This window comes from Pseudomonas haemolytica (assembly GCF_009659625.1).
Lineage (GTDB): Bacteria > Pseudomonadota > Gammaproteobacteria > Pseudomonadales > Pseudomonadaceae > Aquipseudomonas > Aquipseudomonas haemolytica.
In genome coordinates this window covers 344,524-363,558 of the sequence record NZ_VOIW01000002.1, presented here as the reverse complement: position 1 = coordinate 363,558, position 19,035 = coordinate 344,524, and the positions used below count along the sequence as shown (strand labels likewise).

At 61.3% G+C, this 19,035-nt stretch carries 11 protein-coding genes; 7 read left to right on the top strand and 4 right to left on the bottom strand.

Annotated elements, in window-relative coordinates:
- The first annotated feature begins 421 nt into the window (after nt 1–421).
- On the top strand, nt 422–6,691 hold the full coding sequence (locus tag FRT59_RS07815) for a non-ribosomal peptide synthetase (protein ID WP_153870855.1): 6,270 nt from the start codon (nt 422–424) through the stop codon (nt 6,689–6,691).
- Nucleotides 6,692–6,800: 109 nt separating this feature from the next.
- Here the strand turns inward: FRT59_RS07815 and FRT59_RS07810 are convergent, their stop codons facing one another.
- Nucleotides 6,801–7,109 carry a DUF6124 family protein gene (locus tag FRT59_RS07810; protein WP_153870854.1) on the bottom strand — a complete coding sequence of 103 codons (309 nt, stop codon included), beginning with the start codon at nt 7,107–7,109 and terminating at the stop codon, nt 6,801–6,803.
- A 458-nt stretch (nt 7,110–7,567) separates the two neighbouring features.
- On the opposite strand from FRT59_RS07810, the gene FRT59_RS07805 reads away from it, so the two are divergent.
- From FRT59_RS07805 to FRT59_RS07795, 3 genes are read left to right on the top strand one after another with little or no spacing between them, the layout of a single operon-like run.
- Nucleotides 7,568–8,515: a TauD/TfdA family dioxygenase gene (locus FRT59_RS07805; protein ID WP_153870853.1), complete on the top strand. Its 948-nt coding sequence runs from the start codon at nt 7,568–7,570 to the stop codon at nt 8,513–8,515.
- A gap of 54 nt (nt 8,516–8,569) precedes the next feature.
- Nucleotides 8,570–9,418: an EamA family transporter gene (locus FRT59_RS07800; RefSeq protein WP_034120469.1), complete on the top strand. Its 849-nt coding sequence runs from the start codon at nt 8,570–8,572 to the stop codon at nt 9,416–9,418.
- A complete protein-coding gene (locus FRT59_RS07795; RefSeq protein ID WP_153837933.1) occupies nt 9,418–10,326 on the top strand; it encodes a LysR substrate-binding domain-containing protein in 909 nt (302 codons plus the stop codon). Before FRT59_RS07800 ends, FRT59_RS07795 begins: the two co-directional genes overlap by 1 nt.
- Before the next feature lie 56 nt (nt 10,327–10,382).
- Here FRT59_RS07795 and FRT59_RS07790 read toward each other — a convergent pair whose 3' ends face one another.
- The 3 genes from FRT59_RS07790 to pmrG form a co-directional block, all read right to left on the bottom strand.
- Nucleotides 10,383–11,900 (bottom strand): ArnT family glycosyltransferase, encoded by a 1,518-nt coding sequence (locus FRT59_RS07790; RefSeq protein ID WP_153870852.1) that lies wholly within the window; start codon nt 11,898–11,900, stop codon nt 10,383–10,385.
- 26 nt (nt 11,901–11,926) lie between these two features.
- Nucleotides 11,927–13,582 (bottom strand): lipid IV(A) 4-amino-4-deoxy-L-arabinosyltransferase, encoded by a 1,656-nt coding sequence (gene arnT / locus FRT59_RS07785; RefSeq protein WP_153870851.1) that lies wholly within the window; start codon nt 13,580–13,582, stop codon nt 11,927–11,929.
- Nucleotides 13,583–13,764: 182 nt separating this feature from the next.
- Entirely contained in the window at nt 13,765–14,436 is a 672-nt protein-coding gene (gene pmrG / locus FRT59_RS07780; RefSeq protein ID WP_198809612.1) for a lipopolysaccharide core heptose(II)-phosphate phosphatase PmrG, read from the bottom strand.
- Between the two features lie 275 nt (nt 14,437–14,711).
- Here pmrG and FRT59_RS07775 point away from each other — a divergent pair, with 275 nt between their 5' ends.
- The 3 genes from FRT59_RS07775 to FRT59_RS07765 are packed head-to-tail and all read left to right on the top strand — an operon-like array spanning nt 14,712 to nt 18,898.
- A complete protein-coding gene (locus FRT59_RS07775) occupies nt 14,712–15,380 on the top strand; it encodes an ABC transporter ATP-binding protein (RefSeq protein ID WP_034120464.1) in 669 nt (222 codons plus the stop codon).
- Between the two features lies 1 nt (nt 15,381).
- The gene (locus FRT59_RS07770; RefSeq protein ID WP_153871130.1) at nt 15,382–17,844 is read left to right on the top strand and encodes an ABC transporter permease; all 2,463 of its coding nucleotides are present in this window, start codon (nt 15,382–15,384) and stop codon (nt 17,842–17,844) included.
- Nucleotides 17,834–18,898 (top strand): lipocalin-like domain-containing protein, encoded by a 1,065-nt coding sequence (locus tag FRT59_RS07765; RefSeq protein WP_153870850.1) that lies wholly within the window; start codon nt 17,834–17,836, stop codon nt 18,896–18,898. The genes FRT59_RS07770 and FRT59_RS07765 overlap by 11 nt, the downstream gene beginning before the upstream one ends.
- Nucleotides 18,899–19,035: the final 137 nt, after the last annotated feature.

Below are 19,035 nucleotides of genomic sequence, written 5' to 3'. Positions count from 1 at the left end.
CCTTGAACGTGACTCGGCGTCCGAGATTTTATTTAGCCATAGGGATTTATCCTACGTATGTAGCGGAAACGAGGGACACAAGCTGCCATAAAAATCGCGTCATTAATTCGACGTTTCGGGCGAGTAAAACCGCCGACGAATGCACGCAGGATATGTTTATCGCTGACTAACTGTTTGATATTTAAATTAAATTGACTAATCGCGAAAAATATTCGAAATGCCAGCATCGGCTACTTATAGCCAATGTCCTACAGCGCTTTAATCGTTTCAGCAATCAACCACCCACCAACCCCTGTCCGTGCGTTTGGATGTCCGGGTTTCGGGTGACAGACACCGCCAGGCCCCCATGCTCAAATCCGGCAACTTCGGCTTAATGGGCCACCCTGCGCGGCCAGTGCCTGACCCCCATGAGAAGGATCTTATGCAGCATTCCTCCCGCCTGCCGGCCAGCTTTCCCCTCACTGGCGCCCAACAGGACATCTGGCTCGATCAATTGCGCCTGGGTGATTCGCCGCTGTACAACATCGGCGGTTATCTCGATTTCGCCGGTGCAGTAGCGCCCGAGCGCATCCAGCATGCCCTTGCGCAGTTGGTGGCCAGGCATGATGCGTTGCGCACCCAACTGCATATCGACACCGACGGCATGCCACGGCAGACCTTCGCCCCAGCACTGCCAGTAGACGTGGCCCTGCATGATTTCTGCGCGCTGCCCGACCCGTCAGCCGCGACCCATGCCCTGATGCAGGCGCAAATGGCCCGGCCCTTCGCCATGAGCGGTGAGCCGTTGTTGCGCTTTATGTTGGTCAAGCTCGACGACGACCTCTACCGCCTCGGCATCCAGGCTCACCACCTGATCCTCGATGGCTGGGGCTTTGGGCAGTTGCTGCAATCCCTCGCCCAGCTCTACACCGCCCAGGAGCAGGACCGGCACGCGGAGCCCTTGGTGACGTCGTATATCGATTTTATCGAGGCCGACCAGCGCTACCTGCAATCGGCCCGTTACGCCCGCGACCGCGAGTATTGGCTGGACAAATACCACGTGTTGCCCGAACCGCTGCTCAGCCCGAAGCACCCTGCCAAGACGTCGAGCAACACCTTCGTGCAAGCCTTCCCTGCGGCGCTGCTCAACCGCATGGAGCAGGTCGCCAACCGCCATCAGGCATCGGCTTTTCATGTGTTGCTGGCGGCGATGTATGTGTATTTCACCCGCACCAGCCAGCGGGAGGAGTGGGTGGTGGGGCTGCCCATTCTCAACCGCTCCAACGCACTTTTTCGCGCCACCGTGGGCATGTTCACCCAGGTCAGCGCGGTACGGTTTCAGTTCAGCGAGTCGTTGTCCTTCAGTGCCCTGGTACGTGGCATACGTGATCAGCTCAAGCAGGATTTTCGTCATCAGCGTTTCCCGTTGAGTGAGATGAACCGTGAGCTGGGCCTGAGGCGTACGGATCGCGGGCAGCTGTTCGATTTGTCGGTGTCGTACGAGCAGGACGACCATGACCTGCGCTTCGGTCAGGTCCAGGCCCGCGCTATCAAGGTCTCTAACCACCACGAGGCGTTGCCGATCGCCATTCACCTGCGCAGCAACCGTTATCAGGACAGTGCATGGCTGCATTGCGTCTACAACGAGGCGTACTTCCAGCACGATGAAGTCCAGGCGTTGGCGCTGCGTTTCACCTGTCTGTTGGAGCAAGGGCTGGAAGACACTGCATTGCAGGTCGGTGAATTTTCCCTGTTACCGCCTGAGGAGCAGGCCCGGCTGCTGCACTGGAACGCCACCGCGCAGCCCAACGCCATGCCGCAGACCCTGCACGGGCGGATTGAAGCGCAGGCCGTACGTACACCGAATGCTATTGCCGCGGTGTGTCAGAACCGTCAGTTGACCTATGCCCAACTCAATCGCCAGGCCAATAGCCTGGCCCATCAACTATTGGCACACGGCGTACAACCGGATGATCGCGTGGCGATCCTGGCCCGACGCGGCCTGGAGACCCTGGCGGGGCTGCTGGCGATCCTCAAATCCGGCGCCTGTTACGTGCCGCTGGACCCGGCCCATCCCGCCGAACGCCTGGACTACCTGCTGCACGACAGTGCCCCCGTGGCAGTCCTGACTCAACACGACCTGCGCCAGCGGCTGCCTGCGTCTACGGTGCCGGTGATCCTGCTGGAGCCTGCCACCGCACACATCGACAGCAACCCACAGGTGGCGGTTACGCCGTCGAACCTGGCCTATGTGATCTACACCTCCGGCTCCACCGGTTTGCCCAAGGGCGTGATGGTCGAGCACCACAGTGTGTCGAACCTGGTGGACTGGCATTGCCGCGCCTTCGACCTGCACGCGGGCAGCCACACCGCCAGCGTCGCCGGCTTTGGCTTTGATGCGATGGCCTGGGAAGTCTGGCCGGCCCTGTGCGCAGGCGCGACGCTGCACCTGCCACCGGCCCATGATGGCGCTGAAGATATCGACGCACTGCTCGCCTGGTGGCGCGCGCAGCCGTTGGATGTGTGTTTCCTGCCCACGCCGGTCGCCGAATACGCCTTCAGCCAGCACCTGGCGCACCCCACCTTGCGCACCTTGCTGATCGGCGGTGACCGCCTGCGCACGTTCGCTCAGGCGCAAACGTTCACGGTGATCAACAACTACGGCCCCACCGAAGCCACCGTGGTTGCCACATCGGGAGCTGTTGCAGTGGGCCAGCCGCTACATATCGGCGCGCCGGTCGCCAACGCCCGCGTCTATGTGCTGGACGCTCAACAACGCCCTGTGCCGATTGGCGTGGCGGGGGAGGTGTACGTCGGCGGCAAAGGCGTGGCACGCGGGTACCTGAACCGCCCCGAACTGAGTGCCGAACGCTTTCTGCATGACCCCTTTGGCGACGGTCGTATGTACCGCACCGGCGACCTCGCGTGCTGGCTGCCGAACGGCAATCTTGAATACCTGGGGCGCAATGACGACCAAGTGAAAATCCGTGGCGTACGCATTGAACTGGGGGAAATCGAAGCGGCCCTGGCCAGCCATCCGGCGATCAGGGAGGCGGTGGTGCAGTGCCGCGAAGGGCAATTGCTGGCCTGGTTTATCCAGCGTCAGCCTGTCGATATCGAAGCACTGCGCGCTCACCTGCAAGCCTCGCTTCCCGACTACATGCTGCCGGCGGCCTACATGAGCCTTGAGGCCTTGCCCCTGACCGCCAATGGCAAGCTTGATCGTAAAGCCCTGCCGTCACCGACCCAGGAAGCCTTTATTACCCGACGATTTGAAGCCCCACAGGACGGTGTGGAAACCACCCTGGCGCAGATCTGGGCGCAGTTGCTGCACGTGCAGCAAGTGGGGCGCCATGACCATTTCTTCGAGTTGGGCGGGCATTCGCTGCTGGCGGTGCAACTGGTGCAGCGCATGCGCCAGGCCGGTCTGCGCGCCGATGTGCAGGTGCTGTTCGGCAAGCCAACATTGGCGGCGCTGGCGGCGGCGTGTGTCGGCAGTGACAGGGCGGTGCCGGCCAATCGGATTCCCCCAGGCTGTACCCATCTCACCCCGGAGCTGCTCGCGCTGGCCGACCTGGATCAACCCAGCCTGGATCGCATCATCGCCGGCATCCCCGGTGGTGCGGCCAATGTGCAGGAAATCTACCCGCTGGCGCCGTTGCAGGAAGGGTTGCTCTACCACCACATCACCGACGAGTGCGACCCGTACCAGCAACAGGCGCTGTTCAGCTTTGCACACCGTGAACAACTGGATGCCTTTGCCCAGGCCCTGCAACAGGTGATCGATCGTCACGATATCCTGCGCACCAGCCTGGCCTGGGATGCCCTTGAACAGCCGATGCAGGTGGTGTGGCGCGAAGCGCGGTTGCGGGTCGAACCGCTGCGCGAACCGGCCGAACCCCTGGACTTGCGCCAGGCGCCACTGATGGCCCTGGATTATGCCGAAGAACCCCACAACCAGCGCTGGGTCGCCAGGCTGCGCTTTCATCATCTGGTCAACGATGCCACTTCGACCACGGTGCTGGTGGACGAAATCCGCGCTCATCTGCTCGGTCAACAGGCGCAATTGCCCGCGCCCGTGCCCTATCGCAACGTGGTTGCGCAGGCCCGTTGCGTCACACGCCAGGCTGCCCACGAGGCGTTCTTTCGTGAGCGCTTGGCGGATGTGGATGAGCCGACCCTGGCGTTCGGCGTGCAGGAGCGCCAGGCCAATCGGGCCGAGATCGAAGAGGCCGAGCGCTCGCTCAGCGATACGCTCAATCTGCGTTTACGCAGCCAGGCCCGCGCCTTGGGTGTCAGTGCCGCGAGCCTATTCCACCTGGCCTGGGCGCATGCGCTCAGCCGTGTAGCGGGCCGCGACGATGTGGTGTTCGGCACCGTCTTGCTTGGCCGCCTGCAAGCCGGCGAGGGGGCCGAACGAGCCTTGGGCATGTTCATCAACACCTTGCCGCTGCGCCTGCGCCTGGCCGGGCAAAGCGTGGTGGATGCACTGCACGACACCCACGCGCAACTGAGCGCCTTGCTCGCCCATGAGCAGGCGTCCCTGGCGCTGGCCCAGCGTTGCAGCGGCGTGTCACCACTGTTCAACAGCCTGCTCAACTACCGCCATACCTTGGCCGACCCCGAGTTGAACCTGGTGCCGGGCATTGCCTTGCTCAGCAGTGAAGACATCCTCAGTTACCCGCTGATGCTCACGGTGGACGACATGGCCAGCGGTTTCCGGCTCAAGGCCAAGGCGCCGCGCACAGAGGGTGCCGAACGCGTGTTGAGCTACTTCGACACCGCGCTCAACGGATTGGTGGACGCGCTTGAACGCACGCCGAAAATGCCGCTGCGCGACGTGCAGGTGCTGCCTGCCAGCGAATTGCACACGCTGCTGGTGGACTTCAACGCCACTGCTACCGACTACCCTAAAAGCCTCACGGTTCAGGCGCTGTTCGAAGCCCATGCGCAGCAAATCCCCGATGCCATCGCGGTACAGGCCGGCGCGCAGCAATTGACCTACCGCGAACTCAACGAGCGCGCCAACCAACTGGCCTTCCACTTGCAAGCGCGTGGCGTACAGCCGGATTCGCGAGTAGCGTTGTGCGTGGAGCGCGGATTGGAGTTGGTGGTGGGGTTGCTGGCGATTCTCAAGGCGGGCGGCGCCTATGTGCCCCTCGACCCGGGATACCCGCGTGAGCGCCTGGCCTACATGCTTGCCGACAGCCAGCCGGTGGCGCTGCTGGTACACGGCGCCACCCGCGAGGTGGTGGGTGAGGTCTCGATCCCGTTGATCGACTTCGATCACTGCACCTGGCACCAGGCACCGAGCGGTAACCCTTCGGTGCCTGGCTTGAGCGTGACCAACCTGGCCTACTTGATGTACACCTCGGGTTCTACCGGCATACCCAAGGGCGTGATGATCGAACATCGTGGCCTGGGCAACCTGCTGCACTGGGGCTCGCAACTGTGCCCGAACGCCGCAGGCGGCGCCTTGTTGCAGCGCGCCCCGTTCAGCTTCGACGGTTCGGTGTGGGAGCTGTTCTGGCCGCTGAGCAACGGCATGCGCCTGGTGCTGGCGCGGCCCGATGGCCATCGTGAACCGGCGTACCTGGCCCAGCTGATTCGCGAGCAACAGATCAGCGTGATCAAGTTCGTGCCGGCGATGTTGCAGCAGTTCCTTGAGCTGGACGAGTCAGCCCTGTGTACCAGCCTCACCGATGTATTGTGCGGCGGCGGTGAACTCACCGAAGCCCTGGCCCGTGGCGTGCAGGCGCGCTTGCCCAAGGTGCGCTTGCACAACGTCTACGGCCCCACCGAAGCCACGGTAGACAGCAGCGCCTGGACCCTCGAACCCGGCGCACCGGTACCGGCCCTGCAACTGCCGATTGGCCGCGCCATCCACAACACTCGCCTGTATGTGTTGGACGCGCATGACGCGCCGGTGCCCATGGGCATCAGTGGTCAATTGCATATCGGTGGGGTGGGCGTTGCCCGGGGTTACCTGGGCTTGGAGCAGATGACGGCCGAGCGCTTTATCGACAGCCCCTTCGTGGCCGGTGACCGCCTGTATCGCACTGGCGACCTGGTGCGCTATTTGCCCGATGGCAATCTCGAATTTCTCGGGCGCAATGACTTCCAGGTCAAACTGCGCGGCGTGCGCCTGGAACTGGGAGAGATCGAAGCACGCCTGGCTGCACACCCAGCCTTGCGTGAAGTAGCGGTGCTGATTCGCGATGAGCGCCTGGTCGCCTATTTCACGCTAAGAGGCCAGGCGCCGAGCCTGGAAACCTTGCGCACCCATATGCTGGAGCAACTGCCGGAATACATGGTGCCGGCCGCCTTCGTACAACTCGATGCACTGCCTCTGAACCCCGCCGGCAAACTCGACCGCAAAGCCCTGCCCGAACCCGGCTTGGAAGCGGTGCTCAGCCGCGCCTATGAAGCGCCCGAGGGCGAGGTGGAAACCTTGATGGCCGCGATCTGGGCCGACGTGTTGAAACTGGAACGGGTAGGGCGCCATGACCACTTCTTCGAACTCGGTGGCCACTCGCTGCTGGCGGTAAACCTGGTGGCGCGTATGCGCAAGGCCGGCCTGGAAGTGGATGCGCGCAGCGTGTTCAGCCAACCCACATTGGCCCAACTCGCCGCCAGGACCGTGGCGCAAGCCCAACGCGTTGAAGTCCCGCAAACCGCCATTCCTCAACTCAACCGCCGCCGTCGGATCTAAGCATTGGAATGCGCTCAGTGTGGGAGGGGGCTTGCTCCCGATGACGGCGTGTCAGTGCCGGATATATCTGCTGACACACCGCCATCGGGAGCAAGCCCCCTCCCACATTTTAGGGCGCTGCCTTCAAGGGCTTCATACACTCGATGGAGCGATCCACCGTAGTCCTGGCAATCTCCAGCAAATGCCACACTGCGAGAATCTTCGCCCGCCCAGGGCTGTCCAGCAGCTCGCCACAATCCAGCGCCGTCGCTGAAGCACTGTCGAGCAGGCTGGCGGTGTACAGCAACGCATCTTCGAAACTCAGGTCGTCGTTGATGGCGTGGAAAACCTGGCTGGGCAGGTAATGGTCGATGGCGCGGTTGAAGGCGGCGCGGGTTTTGGCGGGATCGAGGGGCGGATCGGGTATGGCTTTATTCATGGTGTAGCTCCAACTGGTAGGTAAGGAGCCGAGCCCTTCGCGACTAAACGTTGGGTGGCGGCTGTACGCAGGTTAGTCGACCGGCCAGTTGGATCCGGCGCACCCGAAGGTGCCCTGCGCACAGCCACCATGAACAGGGTGACCGCTTGCGCACAACTGGAATCCGGGCGACTAAACCCGATCACTGATGAGCAGTGACGGATCGCAGACTAGCCACCGATTCCAACCGGCACAAGGCGGCGGGGATTGTCTCGGAAACGTCCTGCAATTTAAAGGGATACGACTTGCTGGCCCTTTACAAACCATGACGAAAGGCCATCAAGGACTACCTAATTTTTTCTGTATGAAAGATCTGTCATGACGAGCTTTGATGGCTACGCTGATGAGGTTTCGCTTTTTCGAGGAGGGCTGAGGTTAGTTAAATGAGTGCTCTTAACTAACCGCCGTAAAGGATTGCGATGAACATAGACATCAGTCATTTTCGTCAAGAAGTAGCTAAAGTCAGACTCTCTCAAGCAGCATTTGATGAATTGCTAAGCGCAAGAAATATTGTTGAGGCAGGTATCCAAGGTAATCGATTTGATACGAATCCCGCTTATATCAATCCGCTTCACTCGCCCAGCCTAAGCGCGGAATTGAATAATATCCGAAACATGATTGACCGTGAAACTCATGTCTTAATATTAGATGGTTTTCAGGACGATAACCTCGCAAGCTTTAAATCCCTGGTTTGGACATTCGGCTCGTTGCTCGGGGCGCCAATGGTGCAGAACCATCTAGACCATAAGGTGATTGAGGTGTACGACCGGGGAGGTAAAAGTATTGAAGAAGGTGCTAGATACCATCAAACCCGGCAGGGTGCTTACGTACATAACGATGGTGTGAGTGACCCGTTACCTATCGATTATTTGATCTTGGCATGTGGCCAGAAAGCGCTGCTGGGTGGTGAAAGCATTCTGATTGATGCAAGCGCAGCATATGCAGAGTTGATGGCGTTTCCGGAGATACTAGAAGAGCTAAAGTGCGATTTCTTTTTTGAGAATCGCGGAATGGCAGAGAATGAAGAATTGTTTAAGGCGCCCATCTTGAGCTTTTCTGAAGAAGGTATTCCTTTAATTAGGTACTTTCGTGTCTATATTGAGTCTGCTCACCTTAAAGCGGGCATCCCGTTAACCTGTGCACAAACTGAAGCGTTGAACTTCTTAGATACCGTACTTGACCAGTCGACAGTGCAACATCGGGTACTGCTTGAACCTGGGCAATTGCTTATTTCCGCGGACAATAAGTTTTTGCACACCCGTACACATTTCATAGACAAAAATGCTCCATGTATGGAAATCAATGATGCTGAGCGGTTGAGCGATCTCAACCGCTATATGCTACGGATGTGGTTACGCAAGCCCTGATATTTGTTTGTTCGCAATGACGTACTCCTCTGTTACCAACCAAAGCCGAGCCCCATGGACAACTCCGATATCGCAATCACCCTTGTCTTGATCTCCGCCTTCATGCATGCCACCTGGAATGCCGTTGTACGCGCCGGAAGCAGCCGGTTCATGACCTTGGCGATGGTCGATGGCACCGCATTGCTGATCTGTCTGGCGGCGCTACCATTGGTCCATGTGCCGAGCCTGGAGGTGTGGGGCTATGTGCTGGTCTCTGTAGTGTTGAACACGATCTATCGATTGTTTCTGATCAAGGCGTACGAGACTGGTGATTTCGGCCAGGTTTACCCGGTAATGCGCGGTGTGCCGCCGGTATTGGTTGCGTTGTTTTCCTACTTCTTACTGCATGAACAGCTGTCATTTCAGGCTATGGCCGGGGTAATGATGATCTGCATGGGGATCATCAGCCTGACGTTTGTACGCAGGATGACAGCGCACATGTTCAAGCCGATCCTAATGGCGGTATGCGCTGGGGCGTTCATTGCGGCCTATACGGTAGTCGATGCCAAAGGGGTGAGAGCCAGTGAGACGGTGCTGCAATACATCATCTACCTGACGGTGTTCCAGAGCATCCCGATCCCGCTACTGGCTTTTTTCAAGGCACGCCCGGCGCTGACCCAGGCGATCCGCTGTCATTGGCGGGTGGGGATTTTGGGGGGAGTGTTTTACCTGGCGTCCTACGGCTTGGTGTTGTTTGCTCTGTCACTGGATGCGGTAGCCAAGGTGTCAGCGCTGCGGGAGACCAGTGTTATCATCGGCGCCATTATTGCCGCGCTGTTCTTCCATGAACGGTTTGGCTGGCGGCGAATGCTTTCGGCATTCGTCATTGTTGGCGGGATCATCCTGATCAAAGTGAGCAACTGATGGCCCAACGTCCGCCCCCGACCCCCATGCTTCAAGCCTTCGTCAGTGCGGCGCAAACCGGCAGCTTTGCGCGCGCCGCATCTGAGCTGAACCTCACCGCCAGCGCTATCAGCCATCAGATTGCGGGCCTGGAAGATTGGTGGGGTGTGCAGTTGTTCGAACGCCACTCACGGGGCGTCAAGCTCACGGCGGCAGCGCAGGCGCTGTTGCCGGTTGCCGAAGGTTTTTTCAAAGAGCTGGACGCTGTGCTGCATTCGCTCAACCCGGGCAAGTCTCAGCCGCTTTACCTCTCCTGCACATCCTCTCTCTGTTCAACCTGGCTGATTCCCAGGATGCATGGCTCTCATGCTCAAGCGTCATTCAACCTGGACTTGGTGTTGACCAGCGCGGATATGAGCAGCGCCAGCTTGAGTGCTCATCAGTACGACGTCGCAGTGGTGATGGGGTACGGCGACTACCCTGACCACTATGTCGAACCGCTGATGCGCGATGCGGTATTTCCTGTGTGTTCGCCAGCGTTTCAGCGGTTACACGGCGATATTGCCTTGGCGGATATCGCCCGGTACCCGTTGATTCATCGGGTGGATGATCAAGTGTGCCCAGGATGGGAGAGCTGGTTTGCATTCCAGGGGCTGGCGGCACCGCCGTATCATCATGGCCCCCGCTTCCCTGATTCCAGTTTGGCGATCAGCCTCGCGGTGAAAGGCGGGGGGATCGCCTTGGGCAGAACGGCACTGGTATACGACGCGTTGAAGGAGGGGGCGTTGGTTGCGCTGAAAGCACCCGTGATGATGTCGCCGGCTGCCTACTACATCATTTGCCGCAGTGGGCGCCAGTCGGAGCCGGATATCGCTCGGTTGATTGATTGGCTCAAGGCGCAAGCGGATGAGTTTGTGCGTGAGGTATAGATGACCCCCGCAAGGAATGCGCAAACCTATGGGAACGGGGGCTTCTCTTTCGAATCTCAGCGCGGCGTCGGCACAAACGCCACACTCCCTCCCTCACGCTTCTGAAACAACCGCTCGCCATTATCCGGCTGCGTCCTGACCACCTGATGATCCACCCCGAGGAAGGCCAGCGGCGCCGGCTCCTCCTTGGAATACTGCGCGACAATAATCGTGCGCTGTGGGTCGAAGGCCTGGCCGCTGGTTTTTTCCAGCCAGGCCATGAACGCGGCGCTGTCGCCCTGGCGGGGGAAGTCCTGGGTTTCGCTGACGTAGTAGAAGGGCTTGCCATGGTTTTGCAGGTACATCGGCAGCTTGTTGTCGACTTCTACCAGCACCATTTGCCATTGGTTCCACGGTGCGCTTTTCACCGCTTGGGCTTGCAGGTCCTGGGCGAAGCGGGTCACGCCGCCGTTGCCGGTGGTCCAGGGGTAGATCACGCCCAGTACCAGTAAGAGCAGGCCTGCGCTGAGGCCAAAGCCTTTTTGCCAGCGCGGCCAACGGGCCGATGTGTTCTGCAGGCGTTCGCTCAGCCACCAGGCGGCGAGCAATTGAGCGAACGGCACCAGCGGCAGTACGTAGTAGCTGCGGCGGCTGCCGCTGGCGGTGAAGAACACAAACAGCAGGCCCAGGCCCCACACTAGCCAGCGTACGTTGGGTGGGGTCTGGCGCCAGTGGCGCACGGCGAGCCATAGGCCAAGCATCCAGCAGGGGGCCCAGGGCAGGGTGTAGGCCGGCAGGTAGATCAGGTAGGTGTAGATCGGCCCCATATGGTCGAAGGGGTCGAAGAAGCGCACCACGTTTTCCCGGAACACCAGTTCCAGACCGCTCTCGCCGTAGGTAGGGGCGCCGTAGCGGTGAGACAGCACAAAGGGAATCGCGTAGAACGCCCCGGCGATGACCATCGCCAGCAGCAGGCGCAGATTGAGGTGGCGCTTGTAGCGCTGCTCGCTGAGCAGGTGCGGCAACAGCACCAGCCCCGGCAGTACAAAACCGATCAAGCCTTTGAACAGCGATGTGGCTGCCAGCAACAGGAAAAATACCGTGTAGCGCCCAAGGCGCGTGTCGTCTGGCCCGCGCCAATACCACCACACGGCCGCCAGCACGCCGCACACAGTCAGCACATCGGCGGTGGCTACTCGCGCCCAGAACAGGAAGTAGAAGGTGGTGGCGAGCATCCAGCCGGCAATCAACCCGGTGCCCTTGCGGAACAGACGCTCGCCAATCAGGTACACCAGCCAGATACTCAGCCATGCAGCAATCACCGACGACAAGCGCAACGACCACGGGCCGAGGCCGCCCATCAGGTGGGCAAAACCGGTGATCAGCCAGTAGGAGGGCAGGGGCTTGTCGTAATACGGCGTGCCTTTGAGGTACGGGTCGAAGTAGTCGCCGCTTTGCAGCATCTGTAAGGCGATATTTGCCCAGCGGGTTTCCGGCCCCCACAGGTCGCGGCTGCCCAGGCCCATTAGCAACAGCAAGGCCGAAACGCCCAGCAGCAACACCAGGGCGCCGCGTTCGGTTTTCCAGAAGCTCATGGGTTTTCCCTGTGGCAGGCGCTGCATTAAGGTTGCTGTGGGTAAATCGTCAGCATCAGGTTGCCCTTGCGATAGCGTTTGCCGCCGGGCGGTAATTGCCCTTCTTCGCGGTGTTCGCTGGTGCTCTTGACCCGCATCAGCACGCCGACCGAACCTTGCTGGCGGGCCTCGGTCAACCAGGCTTGCACGTTATCGAGCGTGACCTTGCGGTGTGCCGCGTGTTCGTCGTGCAGGCCGTAGCGCAGCTCGCCCTGGGTGTTATAAAGCGCCACTTCTGGCCGGCGCAGTCGCCACGACAAGGCCGACGCCGAACCCAATTCGTTGCTCAGCAAAGCACGGGTTTGTTGCAACTCGTCCAGATGCTCAAGCACAAATTGGTCGGGCATTTCGTTATCCGCAATCAGGGCGGGCATGCCTGCCGGTAGCAGCGCCACCAGCACGCCAATGCCCAGGGCTGGCATCGCCCATAACGTCAACGGGCGCACCGCTTGCAGCAAGTTGACGAGAATCCAGGCCAGCAGCACGATAAAGGCCAGGGACAGGCTGAACATCTCGGCATGGCTATTGCCGTACAGCGGGTCGCACATTTGCAGGTAAATCAGCCCCACCATGGCCGCCACGCCGAGGATGACATTCAGCGCGCCGTTGATCACAATCGTACGCGCCTTGCCTTGCTTGATCCGGTCGATCAAGCCGTGGCCCATCAGCAGCGCCAGGGGCAACAGGCACGGCATGATGTAGGTCGGCAGCTTGCCTTTGCTCAGGCTGAAAAAGCCCAGGGGCAGCAGCAGCCACAGGGCGAGAAAGGCAATCGCCGGCTGGCGCTTTTCCTGCCAGGTCTTGAGCACCGTATCGGGTAACAAGGCGGCCCAAGGCATGCACGCCAGCACCATGATCGGCAGGAAGAACCACAACGGCCGCGCATGTTGTGCGTTGTCGGCGGCAAAGCGGCGGATGTGTTCATGCCAGAAAAAGAAGCGCCAGTAGTCCGGTTCCTGCAGGTGGATTGCCAAGGCCCACGGCAGGCACATCAGTGCGGCGACCAGCACCGCCAGCGGCCCGTAACGCAACAGCTCGCCCACGCGGCGCTGCCAGATCATGAAAGGCACGGCGATCAACACCGGCAGCAGCCATGCCAGGAACCCCTTGGTCATGAACCCCATGGCGCACGCCACCCCCAGCAATGCCCAGGCGCCCAGGCGCTCGCGAGGCGTGCGGCTGTCCAGGGCAAACCACAGCGCGACCAAGCTCAAGTTCACCCACAAGGTGAATTGCGGGTCGAGGTTGGCATACCCCGCTTGCCCGGCTACCAGGCCAAAACTCATGTAGAGCAGCGCGCACGCGAAACTTTTGCGCGGGTCGTCCCACAGGCGGCGCGCGATCAGGTAGGCCAGCAGCACACTCAGGGCGGTGGCCAGGACTGAAGCGATGCGTACCCCGAACAGGTTTTCACCAAACACGGCCTGGCCGAGGGCGATCAGCCAATAGCCGGCGGCAGGTTTCTCAAAGTAACGCAGCCCCATGAAGTGCGGCGCCACCCAGTTGCCGCTCATCAGCATTTCCTGGCTGACCTGGGCGTAGCGGGTTTCATCCGGGGTCCACAGACCGTGAAAGCCCAGGGGCAGCAAAAAGAACAGGGCAAAGCCCAGCAATAACACCGGCAGGGGTTTCAAGCGCGTCATGAGTACGTCGCTCCGTGACGTTTAATCAGGTGCAATGGGGGTATTAAATCAATAGGGCCAAGCATCGTGATGTTCACTAAACCGTTGAAGGGGAACTTAACTAATAGGCGCAACTAAATATGCCAGAAACGGGCTGTCGTTTTGCTGAACGTAATGGCCGCTGGATATGTAAATAAGTGTAATTAAAGTTGTTTAAGTGCGGCGGTCCATTGCTGGCTATTCATCGTGCCCATCGCCTCAAGTTTGCCGTTGGGCAATACCTTGACGAACAGTGCGCTGCCATACTCGGCGGCGGCGGCGTGGGGGAAGCCCAGGCTCGTTTGGAAGTCACTCATGCAGGCGCTATGGGTGACCAGCATCAGGTTGCGGCCTGGCTGTTTGTGGCTGAGGATTTCCTCGCCCATGGCGTCGCCACAGATGGCGAGCGGGCCGGGGGACAGCTCGGTCTTGCCGAACATGAACAGCGAGGTCTGGGCGGTGCGCGTGGTCGGGCTGCTGAGCACGTCGGTGAGCTCCATACCCAATGAATCAAAGGCTTTGCCCAGTTGTTCAGCACGTTGAGTGCCCTTGACCGTGAGGCCGCTGGCAGGGCCGAAGCACGGGTTGGTCGAGCGGTCGCAGCGCTCTTCATGGCGCACCAGTACCACTACGTCACCCTTGCGCCAACTGGCGAGAACCCCGGAGGTCACCAGGCGATTACCGACGCCCAGGTCCAGCGGCGAGCTGGGCCACAACAGAAAGCCCGCCAGCAGCAGGCCGGTGACTGCAATGCCGAGCAGATGCAGCCGGTATTTTCTCAGGCGCTTTAACTTAGGTTGTGGGTTGGCCAGGATCATGTCTGCCACGCTGTTCACCTTCGGCACTGTTTGTTGTGTTTATAAAAAGGCGTCATTAATGGGCGGTTGCCCGTAGTGGAGCAGAAGCCTGTCACAACACTGCTGTCTTTTTGCTGAACATTTGCATGTTTAAACGCGCCGTTTACATTAACTAATAAGTTGCCGGTTATTACCAATTGGCGGGCAATCTAAAGTAGGGGGGATGGGCAAGCGGTGAAATCCATGTGAAAAATTTGCGTGGGCTCGAGCATCAGCCGTTATTCTCCTTCGCAGTCCTTCAGATGAGCGTTCTTATGTTGCAGGTGCAAGGTGTTGTCAAAAACTACGCCACCCCTCAAGGCCCGCTGGCCGTGCTGGCTGGCGTCGACCTCCACCTGAGCGCGCGCAGCAGCCTGGCGCTGATGGGCGAATCGGGCAGTGGCAAAAGCACGCTGTTGCACCTGGTGGCCGGGCTGGACCGGGTAGACGGCGGCAGCATCCGCATCGGTGAGCAGCGCCTCGACCAACTCAACGAAGGGCAGTTGGCCCGATGGCGCCGCACTGAAATCGGCCTGGTGTTCCAGCAGTTCAACCTGATCGGCAGCTTGCGCGTGGACGACAACCTGGCGTTCCAGGCACGGCTGGCCGGGCGTTTCGATCCGCACTGGCAAGCGCAGTTGGTGGAGCGCCTGGGCCTGGGTGATTTGCTCAAGCGTTACCCCGAGCAATTGTCTGGCGGCCAGCAGCAACGGGTGGCGGTAGGGCGGGCACTGGCTTCACGCCCGGGTTTGTTGTTGGCCGACGAACCCACCGGCAACCTCGACGAAACCACCAGCGATGAAGTGCTGCAACTGCTGCTGGACCTGTTGCGTGACAGCCCCACCAGCCTGTTGATGGTCACCCACAGCCCACGCCTCGCCGCGCGCCTGGACCGCCAAATGGTGCTGCACCACGGCCGTGTCGTGCCGATGGATGCGCGCTGAGATGGCGCTGTTCTACTGGACCCTGCGTGGGTTGCTGAGCCATTGGCGGCGCCACCCGGTGCAGTTTTTCAGTGTGCTCACCGGCCTTTGGCTGGCCACGGCGTTATTGACCGGGGTGCAGGCCCTCAACAGCCAGGCGCGGGACAGCTATGCACGCGCCAGCCAATTGATCGGCGGTGAACCCCAGGCCAGCCTCAGCGCACCGGACGCTGCCAGTTTCCCGCAGCCGCTGTTCGCACAACTGCGCCGCGCCGGGTGGCCGGTGTCGCCGGTGGTGCAGGGGCGGGTGGTGCTCAAGGGGCACGAGGAACAACGCCTGCAATTGATGGGCATCGACCCGGTGTCGCTGCCCGGCAGCGGCAGTGTGGCAGGGCAACGCTTGAGCCAGGCGCAGATGCTCGCGTTTTTCGAGCCGCCAGGGCGCACCTGGGTTGCCGCGCAAACCCTGCAGGCGCTCGGCTTGCAGGAGGGCGAGCAACCCGGCACGGCCAACGGGCAGACCCTGCCGCCGTTGCAGGTGCAGGCCGACATGGCGCCCGGCGTGCTACTGACCGATATCGGTTTTGCCCAACCCTTGCTCGACATGCCCGGGCAGCTGTCGCACTTGCTGTTGGACAACACCTTCGCTGCTGGTCACCCCACACCGCCCGTCGCGCTGCAACTCAAGCAGGGCGAAGACAACAACCTCGCGCGCCTCACCGAAAGCTTTCACCTGAACCTCGACGCCTTGGGCTTTTTGTCCTTTGTGGTGGGGCTGTTTATCGTCCACGCGGCCATCGGTCTGGCCCTGGAGCAACGCCGTGGGCTGCTGCGCACCTTGCGTGCCTGCGGGGTCAGCGCACGCATGCTGATCCTGAGCCTGGCAGTCGAATTGGGGGTTCTGGCGGTGTTGGGCGGCTTGCTCGGCATTGCCAGCGGTTACCTGCTGGCCAGCCTGTTGCTGCCGGATGTGGCCGCCAGCTTGCGTGGCTTGTACGGTGCGCAAGTCCCGGGCCAATTGAGCTTGAGCCCGTGGTGGTGGCTCGCCGGCCTGGGCTTGGGCCTGCTCGGCGCACTGCTCGCCGGGGCCAGCAGCCTGTGGCGTGCGGCGCGCCTGCCGTTGCTGGCACTCGCCAACGCCCAGGCCTGGCATGAGGCCCATGGGCGCTGGTTGCGGCGCCAGGGTTGGGTGGCGGCTGCGGCACTGCTGGTCGCGCTGCTGGCGCTGTGGCTGGGCGATAGCCTGGCCGCCGGGTTCGTGCTGATGGCGGCCTTGCTGCTGGGCGCGGCGCTGGGGTTACCGGTGCTGCTCAATGGGTTGCTCAAGGGCGTATTGGGGCGCAGCCGCTCGGTGCTGGGCCAATGGTTTCTCGCTGATTGTCGCCAGCAACTGCCGGCCTTGAGCCTGGCGCTGATGGCGCTGCTGTTGGCGCTGGCGGCGAACATCGGCGCGGGCTCCATGACTTCAGGCTTTCGCCAGACCTTCAGCAACTGGCTGGAGCAACGCCTGACCGCCGAGCTGTACCTCAACCCGCAGAATCCGGCACAAGCCGAGCAACTGAATGCCTGGTTGGCCCGCCAGCCGCGGGTACAGGCAGTGCTGCCCACCTGGCAGGTCGCGGTGCAACTGCAAGGCTGGCCAGCGGAGGTGTTCGGGGTGGTCGATGACCCTACTTATCGCCAGCACTGGCCGCTGCTGGAAGCTGCGAGCGCGCCCTGGGACCGCTTGCTGCAGGACGACAGCGTGATGCTCAGCGAACAACTGGCGCGACGCTTGAAAGTACAACTGGGCGATACGGTTTCGATCCCCACGCCACAAGGAACGTGGGTGCCGACGATCGTCGGGATCTATGCCGACTACGGCAACCCCAAGGGCCATCTGCTGGTCAATTCCAGGCACCTGCTGGCGCACTGGCCTGCACTGTCACCGGCACGCTTCAACCTGCGGGTGGCGCCGGCAAACGTGCCGCCGCTGGTGCGTGAAGTGCAGCGCGCATTCGGCCTGGAAGACAGCCGCATCGTCGATCAACAGCAACTCAAGGGCTGGTCCAGCCAGGTCTTCGAACGCACCTTCGCCGCCACCGCGGCGTTGAACAGCCTGACCCTGGGTGTCGCCGGCGTGGCGCTGTTTATCAGCCTGCTGACCCAGAGCCAGAGCCGCCTCGGCCAACTCGCCCCGCTGTGGGCGCTGGGGGTGACGCGGCGGCAATTGATGCTGCTCAACCTGGGCCAGACCTGGTTGCTGGCGGTACTCACGCTGATCCTCGCATTGCCGTTGGGGCTGCTGCTGGCGTGGTGCCTGGATGCGGTGATCAACGTCCAGGCCTTCGGCTGGCGCCTGCCGTTGCAGGTGTTCCCCTGGCAGTTGGCGCAATTGCTGGGGCTGGCGCTGCTCGCCACGTTGCTGGCGTCTGCGTGGCCCTTGTGGCAGCTGTACCGCAGCCGCCCGGCGGATCTGTTGAGGACCTTTGCCCATGAAGATTAAGGCGTTGTACTGCGCTGCCTTTTTGCTGCTAAGCGCGTGCGACAAGGCTCCCGCGCCCGAGGCAAGCTTCGCCGGCCTGGGCAGTGATGCTGCGGACTTTGCCCAGGTCGTGCCTGGCAAAGCCTTTAGTTTTCCCGAGGACCACGGCCCGCATCCAGGCTTTCGTATCGAATGGTGGTACGTCACCGCCAACCTCAAGGACGCCCAAGGCAACGTCTTCGGCGTGCAATGGACGCTGTTTCGCAACGCGTTGAAAGCCGGCCCCACGCAACCGGGCTGGCACGACTCAACCGTATGGCTGGGCCACGCGGCCGTCACTTCGGCCACCCGTCACTACGCCGCCGAACGCCTGGCCCGCGGTGGCATCGGCCAAGCCGGGGCCCAGGCCGTACCGTTCAACGCCTGGATCGACGACTGGAACTTCGCCACCCAACCTGGCGCGGCCAGCCCCTTGGCCGACATGCAACTCAAGGCCAGCGGCGCGCAATTTACCTACGACCTGCACCTGACCTCCAGCCGCCCATTGGTGCTGCAAGGCGACAACGGCTACAGCCGCAAATCCGACCAGGGCCAGGCGTCGTACTACTACAGCCAACCGTTTTTCACCGCCAGCGGCAGCGTCAGCCTCGACGGGCAGGTCTACCAGGTCAACGGCCCGGCCTGGCTCGATCGCGAATGGAGCAGCCAACCCCTGGCCGCCAGCCAGACCGGCTGGGACTGGTTCTCCCTGCACCTGGACAGCGGCGAGCACCTGATGCTGTTTCGCGTGCGGCAAACAGACGGTGCCGGCTACCTCACCGGCACCTGGATCGACGCCCAAGGCCACACCGAGACATTGCACAACGCGGATATCCAACTCACACCGCTCACCACCACTGACATCGACGGGCGCAGCCTTCCTACGCGCTGGTCGCTGAAAATTCCCGGCAAACAGCTGGATATCACGACGCAGGCTGTTAATCCCAAGGCGTGGATGGACTTGAGTATTCCGTACTGGGAAGGGCCGGTGCAGTTTGAGGGTGGGGTGGGGTATTTGGAGATAACGGGGTATTAGGGAGCGAATAGCCAAATCGAATGTTCCTACGAGTCGGAGGGAGCAGTCGCACAAATTATTTAAAAAATACTGTACATGCATACAGTCATATCCTACAGTCCATCCCAGGTGACCGGATGTCACCGGTTACCTGAGCT